The 15,372-nt window shown below is 68.8% G+C and carries 11 protein-coding genes; 6 read left to right on the forward strand and 5 right to left on the reverse strand.

The window, feature by feature from the left end; translation table 11 throughout:
* Window positions 1–3 precede the first annotated feature (3 nt).
* The 4 genes from MTR79_RS05035 to MTR79_RS05050 all read right to left on the reverse strand — a co-directional run bounded on the left by MTR79_RS05035 (window position 4) and on the right by MTR79_RS05050 (window position 3,910).
* Window positions 4–774, reverse strand: coding sequence for a succinate dehydrogenase/fumarate reductase iron-sulfur subunit (locus tag MTR79_RS05035; protein WP_086702880.1), 771 nt, complete (start codon window positions 772–774; stop codon window positions 4–6).
* The gene (locus tag MTR79_RS05040) at window positions 771–2,705 is read right to left on the reverse strand and encodes a fumarate reductase/succinate dehydrogenase flavoprotein subunit (protein WP_244789334.1); all 1,935 of its coding nucleotides are present in this window, start codon (window positions 2,703–2,705) and stop codon (window positions 771–773) included. Before MTR79_RS05040 ends, MTR79_RS05035 begins: the two co-directional genes overlap by 4 nt.
* Before the next feature lie 16 nt (window positions 2,706–2,721).
* Window positions 2,722–3,555, reverse strand: a complete 834-nt coding sequence (locus tag MTR79_RS05045) for a hypothetical protein (protein WP_048455982.1) — start codon at window positions 3,553–3,555, stop codon at window positions 2,722–2,724.
* Between the two features lie 61 nt (window positions 3,556–3,616).
* Complete coding sequence (locus MTR79_RS05050; protein ID WP_122215649.1) at window positions 3,617–3,910, reverse strand: hypothetical protein; 294 nt, start codon at window positions 3,908–3,910, stop codon at window positions 3,617–3,619.
* Between the two features lie 312 nt (window positions 3,911–4,222).
* Between MTR79_RS05050 and MTR79_RS05055 the strand changes: the two genes are divergently transcribed.
* The gene (locus MTR79_RS05055) at window positions 4,223–6,460 is read left to right on the forward strand and encodes an ABC transporter family substrate-binding protein (RefSeq protein WP_189364286.1); all 2,238 of its coding nucleotides are present in this window, start codon (window positions 4,223–4,225) and stop codon (window positions 6,458–6,460) included.
* A 77-nt stretch (window positions 6,461–6,537) separates the two neighbouring features.
* Here the strand turns inward: MTR79_RS05055 and typA are convergent, their stop codons facing one another.
* Window positions 6,538–8,454: a translational GTPase TypA gene (gene typA, locus MTR79_RS05060; RefSeq protein ID WP_033272166.1), complete on the reverse strand. Its 1,917-nt coding sequence runs from the start codon at window positions 8,452–8,454 to the stop codon at window positions 6,538–6,540.
* Window positions 8,455–8,944: 490 nt separating this feature from the next.
* Here typA and MTR79_RS05065 point away from each other — a divergent pair, with 490 nt between their 5' ends.
* From MTR79_RS05065 to MTR79_RS05085, 5 genes are all read left to right on the forward strand, one after another.
* The gene (locus MTR79_RS05065) at window positions 8,945–9,985 is read left to right on the forward strand and encodes an ABC transporter permease (RefSeq protein ID WP_244789336.1); all 1,041 of its coding nucleotides are present in this window, start codon (window positions 8,945–8,947) and stop codon (window positions 9,983–9,985) included.
* 100 nt (window positions 9,986–10,085) lie between these two features.
* A complete protein-coding gene (locus tag MTR79_RS05070) occupies window positions 10,086–11,888 on the forward strand; it encodes an ABC transporter substrate-binding protein (RefSeq protein ID WP_244789338.1) in 1,803 nt (600 codons plus the stop codon).
* A 104-nt stretch (window positions 11,889–11,992) separates the two neighbouring features.
* Window positions 11,993–12,970 carry an ABC transporter permease gene (locus MTR79_RS05075; protein ID WP_244789340.1) on the forward strand — a complete coding sequence of 326 codons (978 nt, stop codon included), beginning with the start codon at window positions 11,993–11,995 and terminating at the stop codon, window positions 12,968–12,970.
* A gap of 10 nt (window positions 12,971–12,980) precedes the next feature.
* On the forward strand, window positions 12,981–14,042 hold the full coding sequence (locus tag MTR79_RS05080; RefSeq protein WP_244789343.1) for an ABC transporter ATP-binding protein: 1,062 nt from the start codon (window positions 12,981–12,983) through the stop codon (window positions 14,040–14,042).
* A gap of 15 nt (window positions 14,043–14,057) precedes the next feature.
* Complete coding sequence (locus MTR79_RS05085) at window positions 14,058–15,182, forward strand: dipeptide ABC transporter ATP-binding protein (RefSeq protein ID WP_244789345.1); 1,125 nt, start codon at window positions 14,058–14,060, stop codon at window positions 15,180–15,182.
* Window positions 15,183–15,372 lie beyond the last annotated feature (190 nt).

Genomic DNA, 15,372 nt, shown 5'->3' on the forward strand with positions numbered 1-15,372 from the left:
TCCTCAGGCTCCCCGGCGGCGGATCTTGTCGCCCAGCCAGACCAGCGGGTCGTACTTGCGGTCCACCGCACGCTCCTTCAGCGGGATCAGCGCGTTGTCCGTGATCTTGATGCCCTCGGGGCAGACCTCCGTGCAGCACTTGGTGATGTTGCAGTAGCCGAGGCCGTGTTCGTCCTGGGCCGTGCGCTTGCGGTCCAGGCCGGACTCCTCGGCCGCGTCCAGCGGGTGCATGTCCAGCTCGGCGACCCGCATCAGGAACCGTGGCCCGGCGAACGCCGGCTTGTTCTCCTCGTGGTCACGGACGACGTGGCAGGTGTCCTGGCACAGGAAACACTCGATGCACTTGCGGAACTCCTGCGAGCGGTCCACGTCCTCCTGCATCATCCGGTACTCGCCCGGACCCACCCCGGCCGGTGGCACGAACGCCGGGACCTGCCGGGCCTTGGTGTAGTTGAAGCCGACGTCCGTCACCAGGTCCCGGATCACCGGGAACGCCCGCAGCGGCGTCACCGTGATCGTCTCCTCGCGGCCGAACACCGACATGCGGGTCATGCACAGCAGGCGGGGGCGGCCGTTGATCTCCGCCGAGCACGAACCGCACTTGCCGGCCTTGCAGTTCCACCGCACGGCGAGGTCGGGGGCCTGGGTGGCCTGGAGGCGGTGGATGATGTCGAGGACGACCTCTCCGTCGTTCACCTCGACGCGGAAGTCCTCCAGACCGCCTCCGTCGACGTCCCCCCGCCACACCTTGAAGCGGGCCTCGTAGCTGCTCACTCGTAGAGCTCCTCTTCGGCCAGGTACTTGACCAGCTCGTCCTTCTCGAAGAGGGCGAGGAGGTCGGGGCGGATGGGATCGGTGGTCTCACGGGTCAGGGTGATCTGCCCGCGCACCGCGTCGGTGGCGGCGAGGCCGCCGGAGGGGTCGGTCAGCGAGCACAGCAGGTTGACGTTGCGCCAGGCCCGGTCCATGACCGCGTGGTCCTCGCGGGTGTGGCCGCCGCGCGACTCGGTGCGCTCCAGCGCCGCGCGGGCCACGCACTCGCTGACCAGCAGCATGTTCCGCAGGTCCAGCGCCAGGTGCCAGCCCGGGTTGAACTGCCGGTGGCCCTCCACGCCCGCACGCCGGGCCCGTGCCCGCAGCTCGGCGAGCTTCTCCAGGGCCTGCCGCATCTCGTGCTCCCGGCGGATGATGCCGACCAGGTCGTTCATCGTCTGCTGGAGCTCCTGGTGCAGCGTGTACGGGTTCTCCGGCGGGCCGTCGGCCGGCTCCCCGCCCTCCGCGGAGAACGGGCGCAGCGTCTCCGCCGCCGCCGCGTCCACCTGGGCGTCGTCCGCGCGGGGCCGCGTCCCGGCCCGGGCGCGCGCGTGGTCCGCGGCGTGCAGGCCCGCCCGGCGCCCGAACACCAGCAGGTCGGACAGCGAGTTGCCGCCCAGCCGGTTGGAGCCGTGCATCCCGCCCGCGACCTCGCCGGCCGCGAACAGCCCCGGCACCCCGCGCGCCGCCGCCGAGTCGGAGTCGACGGCGATGCCGCCCATCACGTAGTGGCAGGTCGGGCCGACCTCCATCGGCTCGGCCGTGATGTCGACGTCCGCCAGCTCCTTGAACTGGTGGTACATCGACGGCAGCCGGCGCTTGATCACCTCCGCCGGCATCCGCGTGGACACGTCCAGGAACACCCCGCCGTGCGGGGAGCCGCGGCCCTCCTTGACCTCGGCGTTGATGGCGCGGGCGACCTCGTCGCGGGGGAGCAGCTCGGGCGGGCGGCGGTTGTGGTCCGGGTCGTCGTACCAGCGGTCCGCCTCCTCCTCGGACTGCGCGTACTTCTCCTTGAAGACGTCCGGGACGTAGTCGAACATGAACCGCTTGCCCTCGGAGTTGCGCAGCACCCCGCCGTCGCCGCGCACCGACTCGGTGACGAGGATGCCCTTCACCGACGGCGGCCAGACCATCCCGGTGGGGTGGAACTGCACGAACTCCATGTTCAGCAGCGGCGCACCCGCGAGCAGCGCCAGCGCGTGCCCGTCGCCCGTGTACTCCCACGAGTTCGACGTGACCTTGAAGGACTTCCCGATGCCGCCGGTGGCGATCACCACGGCCGGGGCCTCCAGGACGAAGAAGCGGCCGGACTCCCGCTCGTAGCCGAAGACCCCGCTCACCTGGTCGCCGTCCTTCAGCACCCGGGTGGCCGTGCACTCCTGGAAGACCTTCAGCCGGGACTCGTAGTCACCGGTCTCCGCGAAGTCCTCCTGCTGGAGCGCGACGATCTTCTGCTGGAGGGTGCGGATCAGCTCCAGGCCGGTGCGGTCGCCGACGTGCGCCAGCCGCGGGTACTCGTGGCCGCCGAAGTTGCGCTGGGAGATCCGGCCGTCCTCGGTCCGGTCGAACAGCGCGCCCCAGGTCTCCAGCTCCCACACCCGGGCAGGCGCCTCCTGGGCGTGCAGCTCCGCCATCCGCCACTGGTTGAGGAATTTCCCGCCGCGCATGGTGTCGCGGAAGTGCACCTGCCAGTCGTCGCCGGAGTTGACGTTGCCCATCGCCGCCGCGATGCCGCCCTCGGCCATCACGGTGTGCGCCTTGCCGAACAGCGACTTGCAGATCACGGCCGTACGGGCGCCCCGCTCGCGCGCCTCGATCGCGGCGCGCAGGCCGGCGCCGCCGGCCCCCACCACGACGACGTCCCACTCCTGTCGGTCGACCACGGACATGGATGAAGGCCCCCAGCTAGAAGAAGCGCGGGTCGTCGAAGACCCCGGACGCGACGAGATAGACGTAGAGGTCGGCGACCGCCACGCTGACCAGCGACGCCCAGGCGAGCTGCATGTGCCTGGCGTTCAGCCGGCCCACCCACTGCCACATCCGGTAGCGCACGGGATGCTTCGAGAAGTGCTTGAGCTTCCCGCCGACGATGTGCCGGCAGGAGTGGCAGGACAGGGTGTACGCCCAGATCAGGACGATGTTCACCAGGAACACCAGGGTGCCGAGCCCCATGTGGCCCCACGCGTAGTCCTCGTCGCGGAAGGCGAGCACGGTGTCCCAGCTCAGCACGCAGGCGACCAGCAGCGCCGCGTAGAAGAAGTACCGGTGGACGTTCTGCAGGATCAGTGGGAAGCGGGACTCGCCCGTGTACTTCGCGTGCGGTTCGGCGACCGCGCAGGCGGGCGGTGACGCCCAGAAGCTCCGGTAGTAGGCCTTGCGGTAGTAGTAGCAGGTCAGCCGGAAGCCGAGCGGGAAGATCAGGATGATGATCGCCGGCGAGATGCCCCACCAGCCGCCGAACAGGTCCCAGTTCGGGCCGCCGCGCATCGGCTCGCAGTTCTCCGCGAGGCAGGGCGAGTAGAACGGCGAGACGTACGGCGCCGCGTAGTAGTCGGCGTTCGCGAAGGCCCGCCAGGTCGAGTAGACGACGAAGGCGAGCAGCCCGGCGGCGGTGGCGGCGGGGGCCAGCCACCAGCGGTCGGTCCGCAGGTGCGGGGCGGAGATCGCGGCGCGCGTGCCGGATCTCACGCCGCCGCGGTGCTCGGGTTCGGTCGCAGGGGGTTCCGTACCAGTGGCCACGTCGTCCACTCCGGTAGGGGTCGGGGGGCGCCAGGTCGGCGGGGCGGCGGTCGGGCGGGGGTCAGGGCGCGCGGCGGTCGCGGGCGCCGAGGCCCTCGTCGTCGGTGTCCACCCACAGCGACACGTCGTAGGGGGTGTCGGAGATCGTCACGAGGTCTGGCCGCTTGGCCGGGCCCGCCGAGGTGACGGCGGTGTCCCGGAGCAGCGCGAGGCTCTCGCGCAGGTGGTTGGTGTCGGAGCGGACGCGGCGCAGTTCCAGACTGCCGCTGCCCAGCTGCTTCTCCAGGCGCCCCACCGACCTCATCAGGTCGTCGAGACAGCGCTGGACGGTCGCCAGTTCATCGTGCACGGACATGACGTGACCTCACTTCCACGGGTCCTTCGAGGCCCAAGGCGGTGCAACGGTCATGCGCCTGCGAGTGTTGCGCGTCACACCTTGCGCTGTGAAGGGATGTGCATCGATTGGCCGAGGCGCATGGGTGCATCGTCCGGTGCGAAGCCGCGTGGCGCCGGGTGCGTTGCGCCGCATGGGTGGGCTTGGCGTCCGTGGCCGCCGTGTCGACCGGGAACGCGGAACCCTTTCCCCTTCAGTGGGCCGCATACATCGGATGAACGCCCCATACCAAGTGTGATCACCATGCCCGCGGCTTTCCGGAGGTACCCAGAGATGTCCCACGACGGCATCGGACCGCGCGCGGTCCTGCGCTCGGTCGCCTTCCTCACCGCCGGCATGCTCACGGTGCCCGCCCTGGCCGGATGCGGCTCCGAAGACCCCGCGGGCGAGCCCCTCGCGGGCGCGGACGTCGCGGGCGCGGACCGGTCCGACATCGCCGACGGCGGGACCCTACGCTGGGCCGTGGACACCGTCCCGGACACCCTGAACACCTTCCAGGCGGACGCCGACACCACCACCGCCCGGATCGCCGAGGCCGTCCTGCCGTCGATGTACCGCTCCGACGGCCGGGGCCGGGCCGTGCGCAACGCCGACTACCTGGCCTCCGCCGACGTCGTCGACACCGAGCCCAAGCAGGTCGTCGTCTACCGGCTCGCCCAGCAGGCCGTCTGGAGCGACGGCCGGGAGATCGGCGCCGCCGACTTCGCTGCCCAGTGGCGCGCCCTGTCCGGCAAGGACACCGCCTACTGGACCGCCCGCAACGCGGGATACGACCGCATCGAGAAGGTCGAGCGGGGCAAGAACGACCTCGAGGTCAAGGTCACCTTCAGCCGCCCCTACGCCGACTGGAAGTCGCTGTTCAGCCCCCTGTATCCCAAGGAGGTCATGGGCACCCCGGACTCCTTCAACGACGGGGCGCGCAAGAAGCTGAAGGTCACGGCCGGACCGTTCACGGTGGACAAGGTGGACACCAAGGAGGACGAGGTCGTCCTCGCCCGCAATCCCCGCTGGTGGGGCAGGACCGCCAAGCTGCGGAAGATCGTGCTGCGAGCCGTGCCGCACGACAAGCGCGTCTCCGCCCTCAGCGACGGCACCCTCGACCTGGCCGAGATCGACCCCGAGGCCGCCCGGCGCATCACGGTCGCCGCCCTCCCGCAGGAGGGGAACACGCCCCTGATGGGCCCCGAGGCCGACCGCTCCGCCGCAGACGCGCTGCACTCCTGGGCGGTCGCCAACGGCTCCGACGAGGACGCCGCCGACGAGGAGATCTCGGCCCGCGAGAAGCTGCGCAAGAAGGCGGAGAAGTACGCACGGCAGCAGAAGGCGCTCGGCGGGTTCGAGGTGCGCAAGTCCCTGGAGCCCGCCTACACCCAGCTCGCCCTGAACGGCGCCGAGGGTCCCCTGTCCGACGAGCGGGTGCGCCGCGCCGTGGCCCGCGCCCTGGACCGCGAGGACCTCGCCGGGGCCGTGCTGAAGCCGCTCGGCCTGCCCGCCGAGCCCGTCGGCAGCCACCTCGCGCTGTCCGGCCAGGCCGCCTACGCCGACGGCAGCGGCGCCCTCGGCAAGCCGGACGCCAAGGAGGCCCGGGCGCTCCTCTCGGACGCCGGGTGGGTGCCGGGCGGCCCGGTGAAGGAGGAGAAGAAGGACACGAAGAAGGACGAGGACGAGGAGGCGGCCGGCTCCGAGGCGGACAAGGAGGGCAAGGAGGACACGAAGGGCTCGGGCGGCTCGGAGGACTCCGGCGACGGCGACGACGGCACGTACATCGTCGGCGAGGACGACGGCAAGAACCACGGGACGGGCGACGGCAAGGCCCCGCACGACTCCGGCACCGGCACCGGTCAGCTGAAGCAGGGCGGCGCCCCCGCCGGCGCCTACGCCCCCAAGGGCACCGCGGCCCCGGCCCGTGCCGACACCGCCCCGGTCGCCAAGGACGGCAAGGCGCTGGTGCTGCGGTTCGTGCTGCCGTCGGGGCCGGGCTCGAAGACGCTGGAGACGGTGGCCGGCCGGATCGCGACGATGCTGGAGAGGATCGGCATCCGCACCGACATCTCCAAGGTCGACAACGACAGCTACTTCAAGGACCACATCGCGTCCGGCGACTTCGACCTGGCCCTCTACTCCTGGCCGGCGACCGCCTTCCCCGCCACCGACGCCCGCCCGGTCTACTCCAAGCCGGTCGCGGCCGCCGACGGCTCGCTGAACGTGGAGCAGAACTGGACCCGGGTCGGCACCGACCAGGTCGACCAGCTCTTCGACCAGGCCATCGCCACCCTCGACGACTCCGAGCGCCGCGACCTGATCCGCAAGGCCGACTCCCGGATCTGGGCGGCGGCCGGCTCCATCCCCCTTTACCAGCGCCCGCAGCTGGTCGCGGCCCGCGAGAACCTCGCCAACGCCGGCGCCTTCGGCTTCGCCACCCCGGTGTACGAGGACATGGGCTTCCTGAAGAAGTCGGCGCAGGGTCCTGAGGGCTCGCCGGGGGCGAAGGACAGCGGGTCCGGGAGCTGACCGGACCGGCCGGAAACGCGACGCGGCCCGGCGCCCCACCAGGGGCGCCGGGCCGCGTCGCGTGCGCGGTGCGGTGATCAGCCGTGCTTGGCGCGGCTCGCGGCGCGGGCGCGCTCGCGGGCGTCCAGGTTCACCTTGCGGATGCGGACGGCCTCCGGGGTGACCTCGACGCACTCGTCGTCGCGGCAGAACTCCAGGGACTGCTCCAGCGACAGCTTGCGCGGCGGGACGATCGACTCGGTCACGTCGGCCGTGGACGACCGCATGTTGGTGAGCTTCTTCTCCTTGGTGATGTTGACGTCCATGTCGTCGGAGCGGGAGTTCTCACCGACGATCATGCCCTCGTACACCTCGGTGCCGGGCTCCGTGAAGAGCACGCCGCGCTCCTGGAGGTTGGTCATCGCGAAGGCGGTGACCGCGCCGGCGCGGTCGGCGACCAGCGAGCCGTTGTTGCGGGTGGTCAGCGTGCCGAACCAGGGCTCGTGGCCCTCGTGGATGGAGTGGGCGATGCCGGTGCCGCGGGTCTGGGTGAGGAACTCCGTCCGGAATCCGATCAGACCGCGGGAGGGCACCACGAACTCCATGCGCACCCAGCCGGAGCCGTGGTTCGACATGTTGTCCATGCGGCCCTTGCGGACGCCCATGAGCTGCGTGACCGCGCCCATGTGCTCCTCGGGCACGTCGATGGTCATGCGCTCGACGGGCTCGTAGACCTTGCCGTCGACCTCCTTGGTGACCACCTGGGGCTTGCCGACGGTGAGCTCGTAGCCCTCGCGGCGCATCTGCTCGACCAGGATGGCCAGCGCCAGCTCGCCGCGGCCCTGCACCTCCCAGGCGTCGGGGCGCTCGGTCTCCAGGACGCGGAGCGAGACGTTGCCGATCAGCTCGCGGTCCAGGCGGTCCTTGACCTGGCGGGCGGTGACCTTGCGGTCCTTGACGGCCGCCTTGTTGTCGGCGCCCTTGCCGGTGCCGCCGCGGCCGACCAGCGGGGAGGTGTTGGTGCCGATGGTCATGGAGATCGCCGGCTCGTCCACCGTGATCAGCGGCAGCGCGACCGGGTTCTCCTGGTCGGCCAGGGTCTCGCCGATCATGATGTCCGGGATGCCCGCGACCGCGCAGATGTCACCCGGGCCGGCCTTCTCGGCGGGCTTGCGGGTGAGCGCCTCGGTCATCATCAGCTCGGAGATGCGGACGTTGGAGACGGAGCCGTCGCGCTTCATCCAGGCGACGGTCTGCCCCTTCTTCAGCTCGCCCTGGTGCACGCGCAGCAGCGCGATACGGCCGAGGAAGTTGTCGGCGTCCAGGTTGGTGACGTGGGCCTGGAGCGGGGCGCCCTCCTCGTAGGTGGGGGCGGGGATGTGCTCGAGGATCGTCGAGAAGAAGGGCTCAAGGGAGTCGGAGTCGCCGGGGACCGTGCCGTCGTCGGGCTTGGTCAGCGAGGCGATGCCGTCACGGCCGCAGGCGTAGACGATCGGGAACTCGATCTGCTCCTCGTCCGCGTCCAGGTCGAGGAAGAGGTCGTAGGTCTCGTTGACGACCTCGTCGATCCGGGCGTCGGGACGGTCCGTCTTGTTGATGCACAGGATGATCGGCAGCCGCTGCTGCAGCGCCTTGCGCAGCACGAAGCGGGTCTGCGGCAGCGGGCCCTCGGAGGCGTCCACCAGCAGCACCACGCCGTCGACCATCGACAGACCGCGCTCGACCTCGCCGCCGAAGTCGGCGTGGCCGGGGGTGTCGATGATGTTGATCGTGATGGGCTCCCCGCCGTCCTTGGGGTGGTACTTCACCGCCGTGTTCTTGGCGAGGATCGTGATGCCCTTCTCACGCTCCAGGTCGTTCGAGTCCATCATGCGGTCGTCGACCTGGTCGAGCTGGTGGGCGGCGAAGGCGCCGGCCTGCTTGAGCATGCCGTCGACGATGGTGGTCTTGCCGTGGTCGACGTGGGCGACGATGGCGACGTTGCGGATGTCGTGACGCGTTACAGACGGTGCCATGAAAGGCGTACTCCCGGAGGTGGTGAAGGTTGCCCGCCGCAGACGTCTGTGGTGCGAGGGCCCTGCCGGGCTGGACACGCCTCGGCCTGCCTCCATGGTACGGGGCCGCCACCACGTGTGCCCGCGCGTGCCGGGGGGCCGGGGTTCCGGGGGGCCGGCGGGCGGGAGCGGGGGGCGTCTCGGGTGTTCTCACGTGCTTCCGGCAAACGCAACATCTCGTTCGGATATCGGTGATCGCGCGTGCGGGTTTCGGACATGTAAACCAAAAACGCGCACCTAATGTCCGGATTGTCGAATTCTGTTCAGAGGTGTCAAGCGCGCGCAGGTGTCGATCTCTGCAATATTTCCTCAAAAAAACGACGGTAGGGAGATCCCTATGTCGTACGCCCTTGACGCGCGTTGAGTCTCTTGGCGAAAGTTCCCCCAAACCGCAGAACCTGCCGGTATCTGCGCTGCGCTCAACTCTCCAACCCCCCGGGGGACGAACACGATGACCAGTCCGACTAAGGCCGAGGACACCGGGTCCGCGGCTGTCTTGGACCCTGAGCTCAAGGCGACCACCGATGTCGTCAAGGGCGAGAAGCAGTCCGAGGGTCGTTCCCCCGGCCAGTTGATGTGGCAGCGCTTCAAGCGCGACCGTACCGGGGTCGTGTCCGCGTGCGTAGTGATTTTCTTCTTCGTCGTCTCAGCGTGTGCCCCGCTCATCGCGAAGCTGTACGGGAAGAACCCCTACACCCTGTACGCGCAGGAGCCGGAGTACCCGTTCCTCCTGGACGACTTCGCCATGCCGACGGGCTCCTTCGGCGGCATGTCGGGCGAGTTCTGGTTCGGCGTGGAGCCGAAGCTGGGTCGTGACGTGTTCACGATGCTGCTGTACGGCATCCGTACCTCGCTGTACATGGCTGTGGTCGTCACGACGCTCTGTGTGATCACGGGCGTGGTCATCGGCCTGGTCATGGGCTACTTCGGCGGCCGGGTGGACTACTGGCTCGGACGGGTCACCGACTTCTTCCTGGCCTTCCCGCAGCAGCTCTTCTTCATCGCCTTCATGCCGGTCGTGGTCGCGATGTTCGTCGACCCGCAGGACGAGACCCCCACCTACCTGCGGGCCATAGCGATCACCCTGGTCATGTGGTTCCTCGGCTGGATGGGCCTGGCCCGTCTGGTGCGCAGCTCCGTGCTCTCGCTGGCCGAGAGGGAGTTCGTCGAGGCGGCCAAGGTGTCCGGTGCCTCTCCGTGGCGCATCGTGCGCAAGGAGATCCTGCCGAACATCGTCACCCCGATCCTGGTGCAGGCCACCTACATCCTTCCGGGAACGATCCTCTCCATCGCCTTCCTCTCGTACATCGGTGTCGGCTTCGTCGAGCCGACGCCCGACTGGGGCCGGATGTTCGCCATCGGCGCCGACGTGTACGAGCAGGACCCGATGTTCATGTTCTTCCCGGGCGTGGCGCTGGTGGTGTTCGTTCTCTGCTTCAACCTTCTCGGCGACTCCGTCCGGGACGCATTCGACCCCAAGACCGGACGCTAACCGTCCATTGGTGGTGGGGGAGCTGCCGCCCCCGTGCCGGGTGACCGGACCGTCAGGCAGCACTCGTGGACAACTAATGACAGGTAGGTGCATCGGCATCATGAAGCCCATCAGAACGCGTACCGCGCGTGCCATCGCAGTCGCCATCGTGGCCGGCTCGCTGGCGCTGACCGGCTGCTCCAGCGACAACGGTGGCGGCAGCAAGGGCAAGGACGACTCGAAGAGCCAGAAGGACGCAGCCGAGCAGCAGGATCCTGTCGCGTACGGTGACGCCGCCGCCTCCACCGGCCCGGCCGACGAAGTCCCCGGAGCCAAGCCCGGCGGCTTCATCAACGTCTACATGCAGTCGGACCTGACCCACATGGACCCGGGTCAGATCTACGTCTCCGACGCCGGTCAGTTCGCCAACCTGATCCACCGCGGCCTGACGAACTACGAGGAGGACGCGGACGGCAACCTGACGGTCGTCGGTGACATCGCCACCGACTCCGGCAAGTCCTCCGACGGCGGTAAGACCTGGACGTACACGCTCAAGGACGGCGTGAAGGACGAGGACGGCAACGTCATCACCTCGGCCGACGTCCGCCACACCATCGAGCGTCTGTACTCGAAGGTCATCTTCGACGGCCCGACCTTCGTGCAGTCCTGGCTCTCGGGCAACGACTACCGCAAGGCGCTGCCGGACGGCCCCTACAAGGGCAAGCACCTGCCGGACACCGTGCTGGAGACCCCGGACGCCAAGACGGTCGTCTTCCACTTCGACAAGCCGCGCCCGGACCTCCCGCAGGCCCTGGCCATGGCCGGCTACGCCATCGTCCCCGAGAAGGCGGACACGAAGGAGAAGTACGACGACGCCCCGAAGGCGCTCGGCCCCTACAAGATCGCCGAGTACAAGCCGGGCAAGTCGATGAAGCTGGTCAAGAACGACCAGTGGGACCCGAAGACGGACTCGGTGCGTCACCAGTACGTCGACGGCTACAACTTCAGCTCCACCATCGACCAGGCCAGCCAGACCAAGCGTCTGATCGCCGACCAGGGCGAGGCCAAGAACGCCATCCAGTTCACCGACCCGGTGGACCCGGCGCAGCTGTCCACCGTCATCGGTGACGCGAGCGCCAAGAAGCGCACCATCCAGGGTTACCAGCCCTATGTGTGGCAGCTGACCTTCAACCTGGACCGGATGAAGGACAAGAAGATCCGGGACGCGATCACCTACGCGATCCCGAACCAGTCCATGGTCCAGGCGGACGGCGGCCGCTACGGCGGTGAGGTCGCCGGCGGTCTGCTCGCCCCGACCCTGCCGAACTTCGACCCCGAGTACGACCCGTTCGGCAAGCTGAAGAAGCCCAACGGTGACCCGGCGAAGGCCAAGGAGCTGCTGAAGGAGGCGGGCTTCAAGGAGGGCACGAAGATCACCTACGCCTACTCCAACACGCCGCGCGGCCAGGCCCAGCAGCTCATCATCAAGGACGCGCTCGAGAAGCTCGGCTTCGACGTGCAGTCCAAGGAGATCGACCGGGCCAGCTTCTACGAGCAGGTCGGCAAGCTCAACAACCCGTACGACATCTACATGACCGGCTGGGGCCAGGACTGGTCGTCGCCGTCCACGGTCATCACCCCGGTCTACGACGGTGAGCTGGTCGCCGACGGTGCGTCGAACTACTCGCACATCAACGACGCGAAGGTCAACGAGCTGATCCAGAAGGCCCTCGTCCAGCAGCCGGAGGAGGCCGCCAAGACCTGGGAGCAGGCTCACCACCGCATCGTGGAGGAGATCAACCCCGCGGCCCCGGTCTACTACTCGAAGCAGATCCAGCTCTACGGTTCGAACATCGGTGGCGCCAGGTACAGCACGGAGTCGAGCTACATCGACATCAACGACCTGTTCCTGAAGCAGCCGTAATCCGTCAGCTCGGCTGACCGCGGGGGTGTGCGCCAGGCGGAGCGCACCCCCGCGGACGGTTCCCCCTCCATGCCGCCGCGTTTCGAAGAGAGCATCCACCCGCCATGCTTCAGTTCCTCATCCGCAGGCTGATCGGCGCCGTCGTCATCATGTTCCTGATCGGTGCCTTCACGTTCTTCCTGTTCTATACGGTTCCTCAGGACTTCGCTGCGTTGTCCTGCGGCAAGAACTGCTCGCCCGAGAACCTCGCCGTGATCCGCGAGAACCTCGGCCTGGACAAGCCCATCACCACCCAGTTCTGGGAGTTCATGTCGGGCATCGTCACCGGGCGGGACTTCGCGACCGGCCACTGCGCCGCCCCCTGCCTCGGTCAGTCCTTCGAGACAAAGCAGTTCGTCTGGGACTCGATCATGGACCGCTTCCCGCTGACGCTGTCGCTGACCGTCGGCGGTCTGATCATCTTCCTCATCGTGGGCCTCGGCGCCGGCATGCTGGCCGCGTGGAAGCGCGGCACGGTGGCCGACAGGGCGGTCAGCGGTGCGTCCATCGTGCTGAGCTCCTTCCAGATCTACTTCCTCGGCCCGATCGTCCTCGGCATCGCCGTCTACCAGACGGGCTGGATGGAGAACCCCAAGTACTCTCCCTTCACGGAGAACCCGCTCGCCTGGGCCACCGGGATGCTGATCCCGTGGGTGGTGATGGCCACCATCTTCACCGCGCAGTACACCCGTATGTCGCGCTCGACGATGATCGAGCAGCTCCAGGAGGAGCACGTCCGCACCGCGCGTGCCAAGGGCATGAAGCAGAGCTACGTCTTCTTCCGTTACGCCTGGCGCGGTTCGCTCATCCCGATCGTCACCATCCTGGGTATCGACCTCAGCGCTCTGCTGTCCGGCGCCGTGGTCACGGAGTTCACGTTCGACCTGGCCGGAATCGGCCGTCTCGCGGTGGATTCTTCGCTCACGAAGGACCTGCCGGTGACCATGGGCGTCATGCTGTTCGGGGCGTTCTTCATCCTGCTCCTGAACATCCTCGTGGACCTCGTCTACGCGTACATCGACCCGCGCGTGCGGCTCAGCTAGGAGAAACACCGTGACCACACTGACCAAGACCGAAGGCGACAAGGCCCCGACCGGGCCTGGCTCCTTCCTCTCGGTCCGCGACCTGCGGGTGCGGTTCTCCACCGAGGACGGCATCGTCAAGGCGGTCGACGGGCTGTCCTTCGACGTCGAGCGCGGTAAGACCCTCGGCATCGTGGGCGAGTCGGGCTCCGGCAAGTCCGTGACCAACCTGACGGTGCTCGGCCTGCACAACCCCAAGACCACCACCGTCGAGGGCGAGATCGTCCTCGAAGGGCAGGACCTGGTCACCGCCTCCGAGAAGGAGATGGAGAAGCTCCGCGGCAACAAGGTCGCGATGATCTTCCAGGACCCGCTGACGGCGCTCTCGCCGTACTACACGGTGGGCCGGCAGATCGCCGAGCCGTACATGAAGCACACCGGCGCCTCCAAGAAGGAGGCCCGGCAGCGGGCGATCGAGATGCTCACCAAGGTCGGCATCCCGCAGCCCGCGACCCGGGTGGACGACTACCCGCACCAGTTCTCCGGCGGTATGCGCCAGCGCGCGATGATCGCCATGGCGCTGGTCTGCGACCCCGACCTGCTGATCGCGGACGAGCCGACCACGGCCCTGGACGTGACGGTCCAGGCGCAGATCCTCGACCTGCTCAAGGACCTTCAGCAGGAATTCGGTACGGCCATCATCTTCATCACCCACGACCTCGGCGTCATCTCCGACATGGCCGACGACCTGCTGGTGATGTACGCGGGCCGGGCCGTGGAGCGCGGCAGCGTCCGCGAGGTGCTGCGTCAGCCGAAGCATCCCTACACCTGGGGCCTGCTCAGCTCGATGCCGCGTCTGGGGGGCGACACCTCGCAGGCGCTCAACCCGATCCCCGGGTCCCCGCCCAGCCTGCTCAACCCGCCGTCCGGCTGCCCCTTCCACCCGCGCTGTGCCTTCACGGACAAGGTGTCGGGCGACCGCTGCAGCACCGAGCGCCCGGCGCTCGGCGAGGGCCGTGCCGCTGCCTGCCACCTGACGGCGGAGCAGAAGCAGACCATATTCATCGACACGATCCAGCCCCGGCTGCGCTAGGGAGAGATCCGAGACATGAGCGACAACCTCACCCTCCCCGCACAGCAGGGCTCCACCGGCGCGTCCACCGAGACGCTGCTGAAGGTGGAGGGCCTGACCAAGCACTTCCCGATCTACGGTGGCTTTCCGATCAAGCGGAAGGTCGGCGCCGTCCAGGCGGTCGACAACGTCGACCTGACCGTCGGCGTCGGCGAGAGCGTCGGACTGGTGGGTGAGTCGGGCTGCGGCAAGTCGACCACCGGCCGGCTCATCACCCGGCTCCTGGAGCCGACCGGCGGCAAGATCGAGTACGCGGGTCAGGACATCACGCACGCCAAGCGCAAGCAGCTGGCGCCGGTCCGGTCCGAGATCCAGATGATTTTCCAGGACCCGTACTCCTCGCTGAACCCGCGTCAGACCGTCGGCACGATCATCAAGTCGCCGATGGAGGTCAACGGGATCAATCCCGCGGGCGGCCGGGAGAAGCGGGTCCGCGAGCTGCTCGAGCTCGTCGGCCTGAACCCGGAGCACTACAACCGCTTCCCGCACGAGTTCTCCGGCGGTCAGCGTCAGCGCATCGGCGTCGCCCGGGCCCTCGCGCTGAACCCGAAGCTGATCGTCGCGGACGAGCCGGTCTCCGCCCTGGACGTGTCCATCCAGGCGCAGGTCGTCAACCTGCTGCAGAAGGTGCAGGAAGAACTGGGCATCGCCTTCCTGTTCATCGCCCACGACCTGGCGGTGGTCCGGCACTTCTCGCAGCGCGTGGCCGTGATGTACCTGGGCAAGGTGGTCGAGGTCGGGGACCGGGACTCCATCTACAACCGCCCCCGGCATCCCTACACCCACGCCCTGCTCTCGGCCGTGCCCGAGGTGGCCATGGACGACGAGCCGCAGGACCGGGAGCGCATCCGCCTCTACGGTGACGTCCCCTCGCCGATCTCCCCGCCGTCCGGCTGCCGCTTCCGCACCCGCTGCTGGAAGGCGCAGGACAAGTGCGCGACGGAGGAGCCGCCGCTGGTGCAGCTCTCCGGCAGCCGTGACGGCCACCTGACGGCGTGCCACTTCCCGGAGGAGCCCACCGTCGGGGCGCGCTCCGAAGCCGTCGTGATGGACCCGGCCCTGAAGGCGCTGGAGAAGGACGGGGACGTCTCCAAGGGCTGACCCCTTCTCACCGAAGGACGCACGACCCCGAGGACCGGGGGCGGGAGGACACCTCCCGCCCCCGGTCCTTGTCCGTGCCCGGCGCCGTGCCCCCGTCCGGTGGATCTTGCGCCCCGTACGGCCCCGGCGGGCGTGCGCGCCGGGGGCCCCGCTTCCAGGCTGGCCCGGTAAGGGACCCGGGCACGAGGAG

Origin of the sequence: Streptomyces sp. BJ20, from assembly GCF_022869105.1 — a bacterium.
GTDB classification, from domain to species: Bacteria; Actinomycetota; Actinomycetes; order Streptomycetales; family Streptomycetaceae; genus Streptomyces; species Streptomyces griseoincarnatus.

Coding starts and splice junctions, on each gene's coding strand:
- MTR79_RS05040 (WP_244789334.1), bottom strand. CDS start 2,705: ATGTCCGTGGTCGACCGACAGGAGTGGGACGTCGTCGTGGTGGGGGCC.
- MTR79_RS05050 (WP_122215649.1), bottom strand. CDS start 3,910: ATGTCCGTGCACGATGAACTGGCGACCGTCCAGCGCTGTCTCGACGAC.
- MTR79_RS05055 (WP_189364286.1), top strand. CDS start 4,223: ATGTCCCACGACGGCATCGGACCGCGCGCGGTCCTGCGCTCGGTCGCC.
- typA (WP_033272166.1), bottom strand. CDS start 8,454: ATGGCACCGTCTGTAACGCGTCACGACATCCGCAACGTCGCCATCGTC.
- MTR79_RS05065 (WP_244789336.1), top strand. CDS start 8,945: ATGACCAGTCCGACTAAGGCCGAGGACACCGGGTCCGCGGCTGTCTTG.
- MTR79_RS05070 (WP_244789338.1), top strand. CDS start 10,086: ATGAAGCCCATCAGAACGCGTACCGCGCGTGCCATCGCAGTCGCCATC.
- MTR79_RS05075 (WP_244789340.1), top strand. CDS start 11,993: ATGCTTCAGTTCCTCATCCGCAGGCTGATCGGCGCCGTCGTCATCATG.
- MTR79_RS05085 (WP_244789345.1), top strand. CDS start 14,058: ATGAGCGACAACCTCACCCTCCCCGCACAGCAGGGCTCCACCGGCGCG.